The sequence below is a fragment of the Micromonospora maris AB-18-032 genome, assembly GCF_000204155.1.
Lineage (GTDB): Bacteria > Actinomycetota > Actinomycetes > Mycobacteriales > Micromonosporaceae > Micromonospora > Micromonospora gifhornensis.
The window spans coordinates 3,301,502-3,319,217 of record NC_015434.1; the positions used below are offsets into that span (position 1 = coordinate 3,301,502).

General features: G+C 70.0%; 17 protein-coding genes. 13 read left to right on the forward strand and 4 right to left on the reverse strand.

From position 1 onward, the window contains the following. Positions 1 to 26 precede the first annotated feature (26 nt). The 6 genes from VAB18032_RS14635 to VAB18032_RS14660 all read left to right on the forward strand — a co-directional run bounded on the left by VAB18032_RS14635 (position 27) and on the right by VAB18032_RS14660 (position 5,192). Positions 27 to 482, forward strand: coding sequence for an RrF2 family transcriptional regulator (locus VAB18032_RS14635; RefSeq protein WP_013733633.1), 456 nt, complete (start codon positions 27 to 29; stop codon positions 480 to 482). A gap of 247 nt (positions 483 to 729) precedes the next feature. Beyond that, positions 730 to 1,749, forward strand: coding sequence for a sulfate ABC transporter substrate-binding protein (locus VAB18032_RS14640; protein ID WP_013733634.1), 1,020 nt, complete (start codon positions 730 to 732; stop codon positions 1,747 to 1,749). A gap of 74 nt (positions 1,750 to 1,823) precedes the next feature. Further along, positions 1,824 to 2,594 carry a sulfate ABC transporter permease subunit CysT gene (gene cysT, locus VAB18032_RS14645; RefSeq protein ID WP_232510804.1) on the forward strand — a complete coding sequence of 257 codons (771 nt, stop codon included), beginning with the start codon at positions 1,824 to 1,826 and terminating at the stop codon, positions 2,592 to 2,594. Further along, on the forward strand, positions 2,587 to 3,423 hold the full coding sequence (locus VAB18032_RS14650; RefSeq protein WP_013733636.1) for a sulfate ABC transporter permease: 837 nt from the start codon (positions 2,587 to 2,589) through the stop codon (positions 3,421 to 3,423). The genes cysT and VAB18032_RS14650 overlap by 8 nt, the downstream gene beginning before the upstream one ends. Beyond that, the gene (locus tag VAB18032_RS14655; RefSeq protein WP_013733637.1) at positions 3,420 to 4,427 is read left to right on the forward strand and encodes a sulfate/molybdate ABC transporter ATP-binding protein; all 1,008 of its coding nucleotides are present in this window, start codon (positions 3,420 to 3,422) and stop codon (positions 4,425 to 4,427) included. Before VAB18032_RS14650 ends, VAB18032_RS14655 begins: the two co-directional genes overlap by 4 nt. Before the next feature lie 243 nt (positions 4,428 to 4,670). Beyond that, on the forward strand, positions 4,671 to 5,192 hold the full coding sequence (locus VAB18032_RS14660; protein ID WP_013733638.1) for a flavin reductase family protein: 522 nt from the start codon (positions 4,671 to 4,673) through the stop codon (positions 5,190 to 5,192). 252 nt (positions 5,193 to 5,444) lie between these two features. Here the strand turns inward: VAB18032_RS14660 and VAB18032_RS14665 are convergent, their stop codons facing one another. From VAB18032_RS14665 to VAB18032_RS14675, 3 genes are read right to left on the reverse strand one after another with little or no spacing between them, the layout of a single operon-like run. Further along, a complete protein-coding gene (locus VAB18032_RS14665) occupies positions 5,445 to 6,368 on the reverse strand; it encodes a carbohydrate kinase family protein (protein WP_043724313.1) in 924 nt (307 codons plus the stop codon). A 22-nt stretch (positions 6,369 to 6,390) separates the two neighbouring features. Further along, positions 6,391 to 7,338 (reverse strand): family 43 glycosylhydrolase, encoded by a 948-nt coding sequence (locus tag VAB18032_RS14670; protein WP_013733640.1) that lies wholly within the window; start codon positions 7,336 to 7,338, stop codon positions 6,391 to 6,393. Positions 7,339 to 7,388: 50 nt separating this feature from the next. Further along, positions 7,389 to 8,435 (reverse strand): LacI family DNA-binding transcriptional regulator, encoded by a 1,047-nt coding sequence (locus VAB18032_RS14675; RefSeq protein ID WP_013733641.1) that lies wholly within the window; start codon positions 8,433 to 8,435, stop codon positions 7,389 to 7,391. A gap of 351 nt (positions 8,436 to 8,786) precedes the next feature. Between VAB18032_RS14675 and VAB18032_RS14680 the strand changes: the two genes are divergently transcribed. From VAB18032_RS14680 to VAB18032_RS14695, 4 genes are read left to right on the forward strand one after another with little or no spacing between them, the layout of a single operon-like run. After that, on the forward strand, positions 8,787 to 10,148 hold the full coding sequence (locus VAB18032_RS14680; protein ID WP_013733642.1) for an ABC transporter substrate-binding protein: 1,362 nt from the start codon (positions 8,787 to 8,789) through the stop codon (positions 10,146 to 10,148). A 45-nt stretch (positions 10,149 to 10,193) separates the two neighbouring features. Then, positions 10,194 to 11,159, forward strand: a complete 966-nt coding sequence (locus VAB18032_RS14685) for a carbohydrate ABC transporter permease (protein ID WP_013733643.1) — start codon at positions 10,194 to 10,196, stop codon at positions 11,157 to 11,159. Continuing rightward, the gene (locus tag VAB18032_RS14690) at positions 11,156 to 11,983 is read left to right on the forward strand and encodes a carbohydrate ABC transporter permease (protein WP_013733644.1); all 828 of its coding nucleotides are present in this window, start codon (positions 11,156 to 11,158) and stop codon (positions 11,981 to 11,983) included. The genes VAB18032_RS14685 and VAB18032_RS14690 overlap by 4 nt, the downstream gene beginning before the upstream one ends. A gap of 4 nt (positions 11,984 to 11,987) precedes the next feature. Next, a complete protein-coding gene (locus VAB18032_RS14695; RefSeq protein WP_013733645.1) occupies positions 11,988 to 13,136 on the forward strand; it encodes a serine hydrolase domain-containing protein in 1,149 nt (382 codons plus the stop codon). A gap of 62 nt (positions 13,137 to 13,198) precedes the next feature. On the opposite strand, the gene VAB18032_RS14700 is transcribed toward VAB18032_RS14695, so the two are convergent. Next, a complete protein-coding gene (locus tag VAB18032_RS14700) occupies positions 13,199 to 13,660 on the reverse strand; it encodes a VOC family protein (protein ID WP_013733646.1) in 462 nt (153 codons plus the stop codon). A 418-nt stretch (positions 13,661 to 14,078) separates the two neighbouring features. Here VAB18032_RS14700 and VAB18032_RS14705 point away from each other — a divergent pair, with 418 nt between their 5' ends. Genes VAB18032_RS14705 through VAB18032_RS14715 form a run of 3 tightly spaced genes read left to right on the forward strand, consistent with a single transcriptional unit; the run spans position 14,079 to position 17,711 of the window. After that, a complete protein-coding gene (locus VAB18032_RS14705) occupies positions 14,079 to 15,140 on the forward strand; it encodes a sugar ABC transporter substrate-binding protein (protein ID WP_043720725.1) in 1,062 nt (353 codons plus the stop codon). Then, positions 15,137 to 16,678, forward strand: a complete 1,542-nt coding sequence (locus tag VAB18032_RS14710) for a sugar ABC transporter ATP-binding protein (RefSeq protein WP_013733648.1) — start codon at positions 15,137 to 15,139, stop codon at positions 16,676 to 16,678. The genes VAB18032_RS14705 and VAB18032_RS14710 overlap by 4 nt, the downstream gene beginning before the upstream one ends. After that, positions 16,671 to 17,711 carry an ABC transporter permease gene (locus VAB18032_RS14715; protein WP_013733649.1) on the forward strand — a complete coding sequence of 347 codons (1,041 nt, stop codon included), beginning with the start codon at positions 16,671 to 16,673 and terminating at the stop codon, positions 17,709 to 17,711. The genes VAB18032_RS14710 and VAB18032_RS14715 overlap by 8 nt, the downstream gene beginning before the upstream one ends. The last annotated feature ends 5 nt before the right edge of the window (positions 17,712 to 17,716 follow it).

Here is a 17,716-nt window from a genome sequence, read left to right on the forward strand (position 1 = left end):
GTATGTAGGGCACCTGGGGCCTAGGCGTGTACGTGTCAGCGCGATCGGACTACGCCGTACGGGCCATGTTGGCGATGGCTCAGCAGCACCCGGCCCTGGTGAAGGCGGCGGCGCTCGCGGCCAGCCAGGACATCCCGTACTCCTTCCTGCAGGGCATCCTGCTGGATCTGCGCCGTGCCGGTCTGCTGCACAGCGCCCGCGGTTCCGACGGCGGATACGCGCTGACCAGGGCACCGGAGGAGATCACCGTCGGTGACGTGTTGCGGGCCACCGGCGGGCCGCTGACCACCGTTCGGGGTGCGCCTGCCGAGGTGGCGACGTATCACGGGGTGGCCGTCGGGCTGGGCGAGGTGTGGCAGTCGGTGCACCGCGCGATCGAGCGGGTGGTCGACCGGTCCAGCCTCGCCGACCTGCTCGTGCCGGTCGACCGCCCCGCGGATGCGCACGCCGGTCGGGTCTGCACCCGGTCCGGCCCGGATTAAGGCTTGAAATCCTGTCGAGTTGGTGGGATATTCGGTGCGCGGTCGGGCAGGCGATCGATGCTGCCGCGCCGGCGTGAGCCGGGCGCGTCGGGGTCGTCGTCGCGCCGTTGTCGGCTGGGCACCGAGGCTCGGTCCGTGACCGCGATCCAACACCGCTTTTCCTGCTGATGACCCAAAACGGGCATATTCCCTATCTAGTCGGTCGGATTTATAGAGTGCGGGCGCGCACTGGAGGAGGACACCTGCGATGAGGCTCCGGATCAGAACGGCCATCGCTGCAGCCATGGTCACCGGCCTGGCCCTGTCGGGCTGCGGCGGCGGCACCTCGGCGAGTGACTCCAGCACGTTGAACATCGTCGGATTCGCGGTGCCCGAGGCGGCCAACAAGGCCATCGCCGCGGAATGGAACAAGACCGAGGCGGGCAAGGGCGTACGGTTCAAGTCCTCCTACGGCGCCTCCGGCGACCAGAGTCGCGCGGTGGTCTCCGGCCTCAAGGCCGACTACGTGCACTTCTCCGTCAGCAGCGACGTGACCCGCCTGGTCGACGCCGGTCTGGTCGACGAGAGCTGGGACGACGGCCCGAACAAGGGCATCGTGTCCTCGTCGGTCGTGGTCCTGGCCGTACGCAAGGGCAACCCCAAGAACATCCAGGGCTGGGACGACCTGATCAAGCCCGGCATCGGCATCGTCACGCCCAACCCGGCCTCCTCGGGCGCCGCCCGCTGGAACGCCCTCGCCGCCTGGGGACACATCGCCGCCAACGGTGGCACCGACGCCCAGGCGCAGGAGTTCCTCACCAAGCTGTTCGCCAACGTGGTGTCGCTGCCGGGCAGCGGCCGGGACGCCACCACCACCTTCCTCGGTGGCACCGGTGACGTGCTGCTGGCCTACGAGAACGAGACGATCCTGGCCCGGCAGAACGGCGAGGATCTGGACTGGATCCTGCCTCCCACCACCATCCTGATCCAGAACCCGGGCGCCGTGCTCAAGGACGCGGACCCGAAGGCGAAGGAGTGGCTGGACTTCGTGCTCGGCCCGCAGGGGCAGCGGCAGTTCGCCCTGACCGGCTTCCGTCCGATCATCGACGGCGTCGACACCAGCGGTATCGAGGGCGCGCTCGACCCGGCCAACCCGTTCCCGGCGCCGCAGAAGCTGCTCACCGTCGACACGGACTTCGAGAGCTGGTCGGCGCTGTCCAAGAAGTTCTTCGATGAGAACGAGGGCATCATCACCAAGGTCATCGCGGCCTCCGGGAAGGCGAAGTGACCTCGGCAACTCTTGCTCCGGACCGACCGGCGGCCCCCCGCCGGTCGGTCCGGAGCGGCCTGCCGCTGACCCGGGTGTCCGGGCTGGGCCTCGGCGTGGCCATGGTCTGGTTCAGCCTGCTCGTGCTGATCCCACTGGCCGCCGTCGCGGTGACCGCCGCCGAAGGCGGCTGGGCCGGCTTCTGGCGGTCGGTGACCAACGAGCAGACCGCCGCCACCATTCGGCTGACCGTGGGCACCGCGCTGCTGGTCACCCTGGTCAACATCGTGATGGGCACCCTGATCGCCTGGCTGCTGGTCCGCGACAGGTTCTTCGGCAAGCGGGCGTTGGAAATCCTCATCGACGTACCGTTCGCGCTGCCGACGATCGTCGCCGGTCTGGTGCTGCTGTCGCTGTACGGGCCGGGCAGCCCGCTCGGGGTCAACATCGCCAACACCCGGATCGCGGTCTTCCTCGCCTTCCTCTTCGTCACCCTGCCGTTCATCGTGCGGACCGTGCAGCCGGTGCTGGCCGAACTCGACCCGGAGGTGGAGGAGGCCGCCGCCTCGCTGGGTGCCAGCCGGTACACCACCTTCCGGCGTATCGTCCTGCCGAGCCTCACCCCGGCCATCGCCGCGGGCGCGGCGTTGTCGTTCGCCCGCGCGGTCGGCGAGTACGGCTCGCTGGTCCTGCTCACCGGCAACCTGCCGATGCGGACCGAGGTGGCCTCCGTACGCATCCTCAGCAGCATCGAGAACGACAACATCGACAGCGCGGCGGCGGTCGCGGTGGTGCTGCTGGCCGTCTCGTTGGCCGTCATCGTCGTGCTCGACGTCATCCAGCGGAGGGTGATACGCCGTGGCTGAACACTCGATCACCACCCGCAACCAGGTCGGCCGCCGACCCGGCCGGTACGTGCTGCGCGCGGTGGTCACCGCGTACCTGTTCCTCCTGGTGGCCTGGCCGTTGTACCTGGTCGGCCGCAACGCTCTCGCCGACGGCTTCACCAGCCTGGGCGACATCCTCACCGATCCCGACGTCACCCACGCGCTGCGGCTGACCGTGGTCATCGCGGTGACCGCCGTCGTGATCAACACGGTGTTCGGGGTCGGCATCTCGATCCTGCTGGTCCGGTACGACTTCCCCGGCAAGCGGACGCTGAACGCCCTGCTCGACATGCCGCTGTCGGTCTCGCCCATCGTCGTCGGCCTCGCCCTGGTGCTGGTCTACGGCGGTCGGGAGGGCTGGTTCGGCCCGACGCTCGAATCCGCCGGTCTTCAGATCATCTTCGCCACGCCGGGCATGGTGCTGGCCACCGTGTTCGTGGCGTTGCCGCTGGTCATCCGGGAGGTCGTACCGGTCCTTCAGGAGATCGGCGACGAGCAGGAGCAGGCTGCCCGCAGCCTCGGCGCGAACGCCGTGCAGACGTTCCGTCGAATCACCCTGCCGGCGATCAAGTGGGGCGTGATCTACGGCGTCGTGCTCAGCCTCGCCCGTTCCCTGGGTGAGTTCGGCGCGGTGAAGGTCGTCTCCGGCAACGTGCTCGGCGAGACCCGTACGGCCACCCTCGTCGTCGAGGAGAAGTACCTGAACTTCGACAAGGGCGGCTCGTACGCGACCGCGTTCCTGCTGGCCCTCGTCGCTGTCGCCTGCATCATCGTCGTGTCCGTCCTCAGGCCGAAGGAAGACCGTTGAGCATCGAGATTGTCAACGTCGGCAAGCGTTTCGGCGACTTCGTCGCCCTGGACGACGTGTCGGTGAGCATCCCGTCCGGCCGACTCACCGCCCTGCTCGGCCCCTCCGGTGGCGGTAAGTCCACCCTGCTGCGGATCATCGCGGGCCTGGAGCGCGCCGACACCGGGAAGGTGGAGATCGAGGGCGTGGACGCCACCGGTCTGCCGCCGCAGAAACGCAACGTCGGCTTCGTGTTCCAGCACTACGCCGCGTTCAAGCATCTGACCGTACGCCGCAACGTGGCCTTCGGTCTAGAGATCCGCAAGCGGCCCAAGGACGAGATCCGTCGCCGGGTCGATGAACTGCTCGCCCTGGTCCACCTGGAACAGTTCGCCGAGCGGCTGCCCGCGCAGCTCTCCGGCGGGCAGCGTCAGCGGATGGCGTTGGCCCGGGCACTGGCCGTCGAGCCGACCGTGCTGCTGCTCGATGAGCCGTTCGGTGCCCTGGACGCGAAGGTCCGTAAGGAATTGCGGGACTGGCTGCGTCGGCTGCACGACGAGGTGCACGTCACCACCGTCTTCGTCACTCACGACCAGGAGGAGGCCCTGGAGGTGGCCGACGAGATCGTGGTGATCAACGAGGGGCGGGTGGAGCAGATCGGCTCGCCCGACGACCTGTACGACCGCCCGGCCAACGAGTTCGTCATGCGCTTCCTCGGCCCGGTCACCCAGCTCGGCGACCAGTTGGTGCGCCCGCACGACCTGCACCTGTCGGCCGGCGGCACCGCCGGCGTGGCCGCCCGGGTGACCAGGGTGACCCGGATCGGTTTCGAGATCCGGGTCGACGTGGCCACGACCGGCGGCCAGCCGGTGACGGTGACGCTCACCCGCAACGAGTTCCTCGCCCTGGGCATCGCGGTCGACTCCGAGGTGCGGGTCCAGCTCGCCCCGGGCAGCCCCAGCACCACGGTGAGCACCCCGGAGCAGCGCACCGCCGAACCCAGCCTCGCCACGACCACCTCGTGACCCGGGACGCGCACCCTGCGCGCGGGGTCGGCGTCTGCTGAACGCTGTGAGTGCGTTTCTTGTCGCTGGAGCAACAAGAAACGCACTCACAGCGTCGTGCTGATGCGGCCGAAACGGGGAGAAGTGTCCGGGATCTGGACGCTACTTGTCATGGTCTGGTTGACCGGCTCAGAATATCGACATAACCAACCGGATCAGTAGGTTATTGACCCGAGGCCGTTCCCGGAGCGTAGGGAGTACCCCATGGCGCCGCCCACCGACGATCTCAAGCCCGTCGATGCTGACGTGGCGGAGCTCCGCAACCTCCTGCGTCACCAGGCGAGCACGGTCACTGTGGTCACCGCGCCCGGACCCCCGCTGGCCGGCTTCACCGCCACCTCCTTCTCCGCCGTCTCGCTCCGACCGCCGGTCGTGTCGTTCTGCGTCGACACCGGCTCGTCGAGCTGGCCCACCATGGCGGCGGCACGGCATGTCGGGGTGCATCTGCTCGCCCACGACCAGCACCAACTCGCGCGGACCTTCGCCACCAGCGGGATCGACCGGTTCGCGGCACCGACCCGTTGGCAGCCCGGCCCGGAGGGCGTGCCCGTCCTGGCCGACGCGTTGGCCTGGCTGCTGTGCCGGGTGATCGATCGGGTCAGGGTCGGCAGCCACGCCATCGTGCTGGCCGAACCGGAACTGCTTCACAGCGCCGGAGTCGGCTCACCGCTGCTCTACCACCGGGGCCGCTACACCGGCCTACCGGCAGCCCACGTGCCCGGGTGAAGTGACACCTGCGCCCTCGTGCGGAGAACCGCTGCCTGACATCGGGAAAGCCGCAGGTCGCGGTGGGGGAGGGGCGTCTGACTGCTGCAGATGATGCTCTGGCTCGCCTGGTCGGGATACCTCTGGCTGGGGCAACCAGACGCGCGTCGACCTGCCCCCGGTACGGCGGGCGGTGCTGACGGCGATGGCGCCTGACGTTCTACTGCTGGGTGAGTGGACCGGTGCTGCGGGCGGGCACCTCACCCGGCGTGCTCAGGCCGAGGTGCCCGGCTGATCAGGGTTCGACAGCTCGTGTCGGTACGGCGGGTCGGCGCCCGCCCGGGTGCAGGTGACGGCGGCGACCTCGACGGCGTACCGCAGTGCGGCGGCGATCTCCTCGTTCGGCCAGCCGGATGCCGCGCGCGACAGCGCGGCCAGCAGCCCGGCGGTGAACGCGTCACCGGCGCCGATGGTGTCCACCACCTCGACGGCCGGTGCCGGTTGCCGGAACGTGCGGGTGCCGGAGAGGGCGAGCGCCCCGCCGGCTCCCAGGGTCACCACCGTGAGGGCGGCGCCGAGGTCCCGCCAGTGCCGCAGGACGTCCTCGACGGGCCGGCCCGGATAGAGCCAGGCGATGTCCTCCTCACTGGCCTTGACCAGGTGAGCCAGCCGTATCAACTCTTCGACGCGGGCGCGGGCCTGCGCGGGGGTGCCGAGCAGGCCGGGACGGATGTTCGGGTCGATGCTGATCAGTGCGCGTTCGGCCCGCGCGGTACGCAGCGCGTCGGCCACCCGGTCGGCGCCGGGGGAGCGGAACACCGCAAGCGAACCGGTGTGCAGGATGCCCCGGCTGGTCAGTGCCGGGGACAACTCGTCGTCGCGCCACTGCCAGTCGGCGGTGCCGTCGACGTAGAAGTCGTACGTGGCGACCCCGTCGTCGTCGAGCGAGGCGATCGCCAGGGTCGCCGGATCGTCGGTGTCGACGGCGTGCCGCAGGTCGACACCGTTGGCGTCGGCGTGTGCGCGCAGGATGCGACCGAACCGGCTGGTGGAGAAGCGGGCGAGCAACGTGGCCGGTACGCCGAGCCGGGCGAGGCCGACGGCGACGTTGAGCGGGCTGCCGCCCGGGTGGGCGGTGAACCGGCCGTCCGGGCCCTGCACCAGGTCGACGACCGCCTCACCGAGCACGGTGACCACCGGCTGCGGGTCGCAGGTCACCTCAGCCTCCGCTGGTCGTGGCGGCCGGCAGGCGGGGGACCAGGCCGATGCCCGGCTGGTAGTGGACCGGCACCGGGTCGCTGATCGCACCGACGAATTCACCGTCGACGTGGTCGACGAACCCGATCAGGGACCACCCGTCGCCGTCGGGCACCAGCCGAGGCGCGTACAGGTTCGGCAGCGCGATCGGCTGCGCGGCGGCCACGTCCCAGGGGCCTTGGACGGTGGGCGCGGGCACCACCCAGAGTTGGTGCTCGGGGCCGTCGGCGACGGCGTTGGTGCAGAACAGCAGCAGCGGCTGGCCGTCCACGACGGCGACCTGCGGCACCTCGAGGTGACCGAAGCCGGCCGGCGCGGACAGCGGCGGCTGGACGGTCCAGGTCAGCAGGTCCGGGGAGGTGGCGTGGCCGATGACGCCGCGTTCGGCGGCGGGCCCCTGGTTGGCCCGGGCGGTGATGAGCATGTGCCAGCCGTCGCCGGCCGGGTCCGGGAACACCCACGGGTCACGCCAGGCCTGCTCGTACCACATCTGGGGGTCGAGCAGCTCGTACCAGGTCGGGTCGGCCTCCACGAGCGGGCCGTCGCCGTGCCGGTGCCAGGTGGTCAGGTCGTCGGAGACGGCGACGCCGACGCGCTGGACGAGACCGTCCTCCGCCCGGCCGACACCGGTGTAGAACAGGTACCACCGTCCGTCCGGGCCACGGACCGTGCAACCGGTCCAGGTCGCCAGATCGTCCCAGGCGGGGGAGTCGGCGGGCACCAGCGCGTCGGGGACCAGTTGCCAGGAGCGGAGGTCCGTCGACACGGCGTGGCCGATCGAGGCGCGCCGGTGGCGGCGGTGCGGGTCGAGCAGGGCGCGGGAGGCACGCAGGAAGAACGCGTGCCACGAACCGTCGTCGTCCTGGGCGTACCAGCTGTCCCACACCCAGTGGTCGGGCAGACGTAGCATGGCGGGGAACGTACCACTAAATCGGTTTAGCGGCTAGCGCCGCCCTGCCGTCAGTCGTGCTCGACGGCAGGTGCGCCGGCCGGTGCGGCGACCGACCGGCGCCGTCGCAACGGCATCGGCACGAGCGACTGCGCCGGGGCCTCGCCGTCGAGCAGCAACTCCACCGCCCGCCGCCCCATCTGCTCGTGCGGCAGGGCGGCCGTCGACAGCCGCGGGCGCAACCACGAGGCGGTGGGATCGTCGTCGAAGGAGATCACCGAGATGTCGTCGGGGATGGTCAACCCCGCCTCGCCGAGCGCTTGGTACGCGCCGAAGGCGAGGCGGTCGTTCATGCAGATGATCGCGGTCGGCCGGTCCGGGCGGGCCAGCAGCGCCCGGGTCGCGGTGTAGCCGTGCTCCGGAAGCCACTCGGGACAGAAGCTCTCGACAAGCAACGAGACCCCGGCGGCGGCGAGGGTGGCCCGGATGCCGCGCAGTCGCGCCTCGGCGGCCAGCGAGATCTCCGGGTCACGCTCCTTCTGCCGGTTGCGCCCGATCAGGGCGATCCGGTCCCGGTGGCCGTACCCGAGCAGGGTCTCGGCGATCGCGACGCCTGCCCCCTCGTCGTCGGGTAGCACGCAGGGCAGCTCCTCGGCGCTTGTCGCGTTGAGCAGCACCACCGGCCCGCTGAGGATCGCCGGCGGCACGGACAGGCGGCGGGTGGCCATGGCGGCGTAGATGACGCCGTCGACCTGACGGTCCAGGATCGCCTCGATGGCGTACCGCTCGAACGTCGCGTCGCCCTGGGTCTCGGTGATGAGCAGGACGTGGTCGCGCTCGCGGGCGGCGTCCAGCGCGCCGCGGATCAGGCCACCGGCGAAGCGGGTGGTGGCCACGATGTCGGAGACGAACGCGATGGTCGCGGTCTTGCGGGTACGCAGACTGCGCGCGGCCACGTTGGGTCGGTAACCGAGTTCCTCGGCCGCGGCGAAGACCCGCTGGTGCGCCTCGGCGGACAGTCGGGTGCCCTCCCGCCCGTTGAGCACCATCGAGGCGGCGGTCTTGGACAGCCCTGCCCGCTTGGCGACATCGGCCAGGGTTGCTCGGTCGCGGCCCATCAGTCCTCCGATCGCGGCGGTCCGTCGCGCGCCGCCGTCCCATCATGATGCGTTGCGGCAAAGGACCGATCACCGGCGGGCGGACCGGCCGGCGTCGGGCCCGCCAGGTGAACCGGTTGTTTCCGGACCGTTGCCAACTGCTCCTTGACAGTGCCCGGCATCACGCGCATGCTCTGCTAAATCAGTTTAGCGACGTGGTTGAGCCGCTGGCGGAGGACGTATTCCGCCATTTTGTCATTGGATACCGCGAGCCGGAGTCCCGGCGCGACGTCCCACCCGGCCGAAGGCCGATCCACGGGGCGCCCGGACCGCCGGACGGCGAGGCACGCGGACGAGTCAAGGAGCATTGAGGTGCCGGAGTTCTCCACCAGGTTCACTCGACGCCGGCTGGCACTACTCGTGCCGCTGCTAACCGCCGGCCTGACCATCACCGCCTGCAGCGCTCCGGGCACGGAGCAGACCCCGTCGGGCGATGCCGACGCCGCGGTCAGCACCGAGCTCGGCACCGACCCGATCACCCTGGAGATGTACGCCGAGACCGGCTTCCCGCTGGCCAAGGCGCTCGCCGACGAGTTCACCAAGCAGCACCCGAACGTCACGTTCAACGTCCGCGAAGACCAGTTCACCGTCATCGTGGAGAACGCGCCGCGCGTCCTGGCCTCGGACAACGCGCCCGACATCATCCGGCTGCCCACCATGGTCGACCTGGTCAAGGACGGCCTGCTGAAGAACCTGGACCCGTACTTCGACGCCCACGGGTGGGACAAGTTCCCCGCCTCCCAGCTGGTGCAGCTGCGGCTCACCGACGGTGGCGCCCAGCGTGGCAGCGGCTCCCTCTACGGCATGGGGCTGGGCTACAGCGTCACCGGCGTGTTCTACAACAAGAAGCAGGCCGAGCAGATCGGCATGACCCAGCCGCCGGCCACCATCGCCGAGTTCGAGGACCTGCTGGCCAAGGCCAAGGCCGCGAACCTCCAGCCGATCATGCAGTTCAACAAGAACACCGCAGGCATCAACTTCCCGCACCAGGCGCTGCAGAACCAGTTCGGCGACCCGCAGCAGATCGCCGACTGGATCTTCCAGAAGCCGGGCGCCACCTTCGACACCCCGGCCGCCCTCAAGGCCACCGAGAGCATCCAGAAGTGGGCCCAGGCCGGGTACTTCCCGAAGGACGCCAACGCCATCGACTACACCGCGATGATGGGCGAGTTCATGAAGGGCAACGGCGTGTTCATGTTCAACGGCGACTGGGAGTCGGCGAACCTGGACAAGAACATGGCCGGCAACGTCGGTTTCTTCCTCTTCCCGGGTGAGACCCCCGACGCCAAGCGCGTCGCGATGTCCGCGCCGAACACCTTCGGCGTCGGGGCCAAGGCCAAGAACGCCGACGCCGCCGCGTACTTCCTGAACTGGGCGCACACCAACGACAAGGCCCGGGAGATCTCGGTCAACGTCGGCGGTTCGCACCCGGGCGGCCCGAGCACGTCGGCGCTGCCGGCCGTGGGCGAGGGCACCGTGCTGGCCGAGACCCTCAAGGCCTCGCAGCAGCTCGGCGCGGACAACGGCGCCGTCGACTTCACCGCCAACGCCACCGGCGGCATCTTCGCCTCGGCGATCACCCCGGAGATGCAGAAGCTGATCGCCGGCCAGCAGAACCCGCAGGGCTACGTCAAGGCGGTGCAGGCCGAGTACGAGAAGGAACTGTCCCGCTGACCTCTTCCCCGGCCCGTGGGCCGGGGAAGCCACGGAAGGAATCCGATGACGTCTGCCCTCGGCAGCGTCCCCGCCGGGCCGGGCACCGCGACCCGGCCCGGCGGGGCGGACCCTGCGCGACCCGCGCGCCGAAACCGTAGGGGTCGCCCGACCCGGTGGATCGGGTGGCTCTGGGTCCTGCCCGCTCTGCTCATGTACGGCTTCTTCGTGCTGCGCCCGCTCGCGCTGACCGTGCAGTACTCGCTGTACCGCTGGAACGGCATCGGGCCGGCCCAGTGGGTCGGGTTCGACAACTACCTGACCGTCTTCACCGACCGGGACCTGCTGAAGATCATCACGAACGCGTTCGTCCTGATCATCTTCTTCAGCTTCATCCCGGTCGCGCTCGGTCTGCTGGTGGCCAGCCTGGTACGGCGGATCACCACCGGGCCGGGCGGCACCCTGGTCCGTACCGTGCTGTTCCTGCCGCAGGTGATCCCGCTGGTCGCGGCCGGCATCGCCTGGAGCTGGGTGCTGTCCAGCAACGGCCTGGTCAACCAGCTGCTGCGGGCCGTCGGCCTGGACCGCGTCACCCGTCCCTGGCTCGGCGAGTTCAGCACCGCGCTGCCGGCGGTCGGGGTGATCGGGACCTGGATCATGCTCGGCCTCTGCACCATCCTGCTGGTCACCGGCATGAGCAAGATCGACCCGTCGCTCTACGAGGCGGCCCGGATGGACGGCGCGGGCCCGATCCGCGAGTTCTTCGCGGTGACCCTGCCCAGCCTGCGCCAGGAGATCGGCGTCTGCCTCACGGTGACCGTCATCGCGGCGCTGGCGAGCTTCGACATCGTCTACATCTCCACCAGCGGCGGTCCGGGCATCCAGACCACCGTGCCGGGCCTGGAGATCTACCGGCTCGCCTTCTCCCAGCGGCAGGTCGGGCTCGCCTCCGCCCTGGGCGTGGTGCTGATGCTGCTGGTGCTGGTCTGCGTGCTGCCGATCCAGCGGCTGACCCGAGGGGAGAAGCCATGAACCTGACCAGTCGCAGCGAGCGGGTGAGCGGGCGGATCTTCCTGATCGCCCTGGTCGTGGTCACCCTGCTGCCGTTTCTGAGCATGCTGTCGGCGGCGCTGCAACCGCGCGGCACCGTACCCACCGGTCTGGCCTGGCCGTCGGACCCACAGTGGAGCAACTTCGCCGACGCCTTCACCGCCGCGAACATGGGCGCCCTGCTCAAGTCGAGCATGCTGATCGTGGCCGGGGTGGTGCCGATCGGCGTGCTCATCGCGACCATGGCCGGCTTCGGTCTCGGTCACCTGCGGGTACCCGGCGGCCACATCGCCTTCGGGCTGCTGCTGCTCGGGCTCACCCTGCCCTTCGAGGCGGTGGTCACCCCGCTGTACTACCAGATGCGGGACCTGGGCCTGCTCAACACCCGTTGGGCGATCATCCTGCCGCTGATCGGCCTCTACATGCCGTTCGCGGTGTTCTGGATGCGGGCGCACTTCACGAACGTGCCAGCCGAACTGTCCGAGGCGGCGCGGGTCGACGGCAGCAACACCTGGCAGTTGTTCTGGCGGATCCACGTGCCGCTGGCCCGCCCGGCGATCGCCTCGCTGACGATCCTGCTGTTCCTCTGGACCTGGAACCAGTTCCTGCTCGCCATCGTGATGGTCGACGATGCCACCAAGCGGACCATGGCTGGTGCGCTCGGCGCTTTCCAGGGACAGTGGGGGACGGACCTGGTGCTGCTGTGCGCCGGGTCGTTGTTGATCCTCACCCCCACACTCATCGTGTTCCTGATCTTCCAGCGGCAGTTCATCAAGGCCCTGCTTCAGGGCTCAGTGAAGGGATAGCGGGTTGACCGACACCCAGATCCACGGCGACGTCGCCGACGGCTTCGGCCGGGTCGCCGACGTGTTCCGAGACAACTTCACCCACCGGCAGGAGGTGGGCGCCGCGGTCGCCGTCTACCGGCGCGGACGCAAGGTCGTCGACCTGCACGGCGGGTCGGCCGACCCCCGCTCGGGACGACCGTGGACCGCCCGTACCCCGGCCGTGGTCTTCTCCTGCACCAAGGGGATCATGACGATCTGCGCGTACCTGCTGGTCCAGCAGGGCCGGCTGGACCTGGACGCCCCGGTCACCCGCTACTGGCCCGAGTTCGGCCAGAACGGCAAGGCGGAGATCCCCGTCCGCTGGCTGCTCACCCACCAGTCCGGCCTGTCGGCGCTGGACAAGCCCTTCACCCGGGAGGAAGTGCTCGCCTGGGATCCGGTGATCCAGGCGATCGAGGCGCAGGCGCCACTGTGGAAGCCGGGCACCGCGCACAGCTACCACCCGATCACCTTCGGCTGGCTGATCGGTGAGGTGATCCGCCGGATCACCGGCGAGCTGCCCGGCGTCTGGTTCGCCCGGGCCCTCGCCGAGCCGCTCGGCCTGCGTACCTGGATCGGGCTGCCGGCCGCCGAACGCGACGCGGTCGCCTGGATGCTGGGGCCGATCGGGGACCCCGGCCCGGAGATCGACCCGGTCTCCGAGCGCGCCATCACCATGGGCGGCGCCTTCCCGTTCCCGGCCGACGAGAACAACGAGGTCAGCTTCAACGACCCGGCCATCCAGGCGGCGCAGGTCCCCGGCGCGGGCGCGGTCAGCACGGCCGAGAGCCTCGCCCGGCTCTACGCCGCCTGCGTATCGGAGGTCGACGGGCCCCGGCTGCTCACCGCCGCGTCCGTCGACGACGCGATCGCCGTCCGCGCCGCCGGCCAGCAGGTGTACGGCCACCCCGACGCCGGACACCAGTGGGGCACCGGGTTCCTCGTGCACTCGCTGCCCCGGCCGATGCTCGGGCCACGCAGCTTCGGCCACGACGGTGCCGGCGGGCACCTGGCCTTCGGTGACGACGCCCACCAGGTCGGCTTCGCTTACGTGGTCAACCAGATGGGCGGCTTCGACGACGAACGAGCCAACCTGCTCAGCGCCGCGGTGCGCGACTGCCTGGGGGAGTAGGACACCCGACGCCACGGCCGTACCCCCCGGCCGTGGCGTCGGCGCCACCCCCTCGGGCCGGCTCAGTCCAGGCAGAACTCGTTGCCCTCCGGATCGGCCATCACGATGAAGCCGCTCTCGAACGGCGGCGCGGGTTCGACCCGACGTAGCCGGCTCGCGCCCAGCGCCACCAGCCGATCACACTCGGCCTCCAGCGCGGCCATCCGCTCGTCGCCCTGCAAACCGGGCGCGACCCGCACGTCGAGATGGACCCGGTTCTTGGTGACCTTGTCCTCCGGCACCTGCTGGAAGAACAGCCGGGGACCGTGCCCGTCCGGGTCCTCGATGGCCGATCGCGTGTTGCGCTGCTCCGGCGGCACCCCGAGTCGGGCGAGGAAGTCGTCCCACGCGGCCAGCGGGTCAGCGCCGTCGGGCAGGTCGACCCCGGGCGGACCGGGATGTACGTAGCCCAGCACGTCCCGCCAGAACGACGACAGTGCCGTCGGGTCATGGGCGTCGAAGGTGACTTGGATGTGGCGACTCATGCCCCCAGCCTGCCAGTGACGCCGGTCTTCGGTGCGCCGTCCCGGGGACGATTCGGGACGAGGGCTGACAATCACCGGGCGTCGATGTTAGCGTTCCCGCAGCGCCCCTTCGACGCGAAACAGTGATCGATCGGCGACCGGTTGTGACCGCCGACATTGGCGAATGAGCCGCTTGCCCCACTGAGTCGTCGCCACAGTCAATCATCAGACCTATCGGCGTGTCTTCTTCGCGGACCCGTGCGCCGAGTGCCGCGTCCGCCTCGGGATCGAGGCGTTGACGTTACGCGGCGGAAACGTATAACGTCCGATGTCTAGGTCGCCTTTGATGTCTGATCCTTCGCCATCCCCGTCCGACCCGCGTCGCCGCCGTCCCCCGGGCGCGACCGTGTCGATGACTTCCCGATATGGAGGAACGGCAATGAACCGTAGGGCTCTGCTCGGTATGGGGGTGGCCACGATGCTCGCCGCGTCGGCCACCTTCGCCGCCGGCTGCGGCAACGACGCGACCGGCGGGTCCGGCTCCGAACTGCTCGTCGGGGTGGACTACCCGCGCTCCGACACCGACTTCTGGAACTCGTACATCACCTACGTGCCGCAGTTCGCGTCCGAGCTGGGAGTCGACCTGAAGACCACCAACTCGCAGAACGACATCGCGAACCTGATCTCGAACACCCAGACCTTCATGAGCCAGGGGGTCAAGGGCGTGGTGATGGCACCGCAGGACACCGCGGCCATCGCGCCCACGCTGGCCCAGCTCGACGACAAGAAGATCCCGGTGGTCACCATCGACACCCGGCCGGACACCGGCAACGTGTTCATGGTGGTCCGCGCCGACAACCGCGCGTACGGGACGAAGGCCTGCCAGTTCCTCGGCACCAAGCTCGGCGGCAAGGGCAAGGTGGTGATGCTCCAGGGCGGCCTCGACTCGATCAACGGCCGGGACCGCACCGAGGCGTTCAACGAGTGCATGCAACGGGACTTCCCCGGCATCACCGTCTTCGGCGAGGCCACCGACTGGAAGGCGGACGTGGCGGCGTCGAAGCTCCAGACCCGGTTCGCCTCCGACCCGGACATCAAGGGCATCTACATGCAGTCGTCGTTCGCCCTCTCCGGCACGCTGCAGATCCTCAAGCAACGCGGTCTTCAGGTGCCCCCGACCGACCCCAGGCACGTCTTCGTGGTCTCCAACGACGGCATCCCCGAGGAGCTGAAGAACATCGGCGCGGGCCTCATCGACGCCACCGTCAGCCAGCCCGCCGACCTCTACGCCAAGTACGGGCTGGAGTACGTCAAGGCGGCGATCGAGGGCAAGACGTTCCAGCCCGGCCCGACCGAGCACGGCAGCACCATCATTCAGGTGCGTGACGGGCTGCTGGAGGACCAGTTGCCCGCGCCGCTGGTGACCCTGGACGGCGCGCCGATCGGCGGCGAGCCCACCACGAAGTTCGACGACGCCGCGCTGTGGGGCAACAACGGATGAGCGCCACCCGGCAAGCCCCGAGCGCCGGGCCGGTCGGTGACGACCAGCCCGTCGTCGAGGCGGTGAACGTCACCAAACGCTTCGGATCGACACTGGCCCTGTCCGAGGCCGGCATCGTGGTCCGGCGCGGGGAGACGCACGCCCTGGTCGGGCGCAACGGCGCCGGCAAGTCCACGCTTGTCGGCATCCTCACCGGCCTGCAGGCAGCCGACGAGGGCCGGGTGCTCTTCGCCGGCGCGCCGGCACCGCCGCTCGGCGACCGCGACGCGTGGCGGCGGCAGGTCGCCTGCGTCTATCAGAAGTCCACGATCATCCCGGCCCTGACGGTGGCGGAGAACCTGTTCCTCAACCGGCACGCCCGTGGGCCGGGCCGGCTGATCCGCTGGAACACCCTGCGCCGGCAGGCCCAGGAACTGCTCGCCGAATGGTCGGTCGACGTCGACGTACGCCAGCCCGCCGCGACGCTCACCGTCGAGCAGCGGCAGTTCGTGGAGATCGCCCGGGCACTGTCCTTCGGGGCCCGGTTCATCATCCTCGACGAGCCGACCGCCCAACTGGACGGCGCGGGCATCGGGCGGTTGTTCGCCCGCATCCGCGACCTGCGCGCCCAGGGCGTGACGTTCCTGTTCATCAGCCACCATCTCCAGGAGATCTACGAGATCTGCGACCAGGTGACGGTGTTCCGCGACGCCCGGCACATCGTGACCGCCCCGGTGGCGCAGCTGAGCCGGCCGGCGCTGGTGGCGGCCATGACGGGCGAGGACGTGAGCATGCCCGAGGCGGCACCTCGGCCACCGTCGCGCGAGGTGCCGGTGCTGCTGTCGGTACGGGACCTGGTCACCGCCTCCGGCGCGCACCTGTCGCTGGAGGCGAGGGTCGGCGAGGTCGTCGGCATCGCCGGTGGCGGCGGCAGCGGCAAGGTCGAGGTGGCCGAGGCGATCGTCGGACTGGCCCGTCCGGCGGGCGGGACGGTCACCCTCGACGGCCGGCGGTTGCGTCCCGGCAGCGTGCCCGACGCGTTGGCTGCCGGCGTGGGTCTGGTCCCGCAGGACCGGCACCGGGAGGGACTGGTGCCGCTGCTGTCCATCGCGGAGAACGTCACGATGACCGTGCCGCACCGGGTCGGCCGGCGGGGCCTCATCTCCCCGGCGCGCCGCGACGCCCTCGCCCGGCAGAGCATCGCCGACCTTGCGATCAAGGCGGCCGGCCCGCAGGTGCCCGTCGCGGAGCTGTCCGGCGGCAACCAGCAGAAGGTGGTGATGGGTCGGGCGCTGGCCAGCGACCCGAAGCTGCTGGTGCTCATCACGCCGACCGCCGGTGTCGACGTGCGGTCCAAGCAGACTCTGCTCGGCGTCGTCGAGCAGGTACGACGCCGCGGCACGACCGTGCTCGTCGTCTCCGACGAGGTGGACGACCTGCGGATCTGCGACCGCGTGCTGGTGATGTTCCAGGGGCGGGTCGTCCGCGAGATGGCTCACGGCTGGAGCGACAACGATCTGGTAGCCGCCATGGAAGGGGTGGACCTCCACCATGTCTGAGACGCTGTCCACCGCCGCGTCACCGGCTGCCGCGCCACCACCACCGACCCGGCCGCCGTCACGGACGCTGGCCATCGCCCGACTGCGGGACCTGGCCCTGGTGCCGGCGATCATCGCGGTCGCGATCGTCGGGTTCGTCGTCAACCCGGTCTTCCTCAGCTCCGACAACATCATCAACGTGCTGCAGAGCATGTCGGAGATCGCGATCGTGGTGCTCGCCCAGACAATCGTGCTGATCACCGGGAAGATGGACCTGTCCCTGGAATCCACCTTCGGGCTCGCCCCCGGCATCGCCGCCTGGCTGGTCGTCGACCCGGCCCTGACCCGTGGCCTCGGGCTCGACGTACTGCCGTCGGCCTGGGCGGTCCCGGTCGTGCTGGCCGTCGGCGCCCTCGTCGGCGCCTTCAACGGCCTGCTCATCGTCCGGTTCGGCCTCAACGGGTTCATCGTCACGCTGGGCATGCTCATCGTGCTGCGCGGACTGCTGACCGGTATCTCCGGTGGCAAGACCTTCTTCGCCCTGCCCGAGTCGATGACCTACCTGGGCTCGGCGAGCTGGTTCGCCGTACCGGTGTCGATCTGGGTGTCGTTGCTGCTGTTCGCGGTCGGCATCGTGGTGCTGGGCTACACCCGGGCCGGTCGGGCGCTCTACGCCATCGGCGGCAACGTCGACGCGGCCCGCGCCGCCGGCATCCGTACCGACCGGGTGCTGTGGATCGCGCTGATCGTCGCCAGCATGCTCGCCGCCCTGGCCGGGCTGCTGATCAGCGGTCGGCTCGCCTCGGTGCCCGCGGCGCAGGGCAGCGGTGCCATCTTCCAGGTGTTCGCCGCCGCCGTCATCGGTGGGGTCAGCCTCAACGGCGGCAAGGGCACCGTGTTCGGCGCCTTCACCGGAGTGCTGCTCCTGTTCATGATCATCAACGTGTTGACCCTGGCCGGTGTGCCCGCACAGTGGACCAACTTCCTCAACGGCACGGTCATCCTGGTGGCCCTGGTGGTCTCCCGCATCACCGGAGGCAAGGCACAGACATGAGGTGC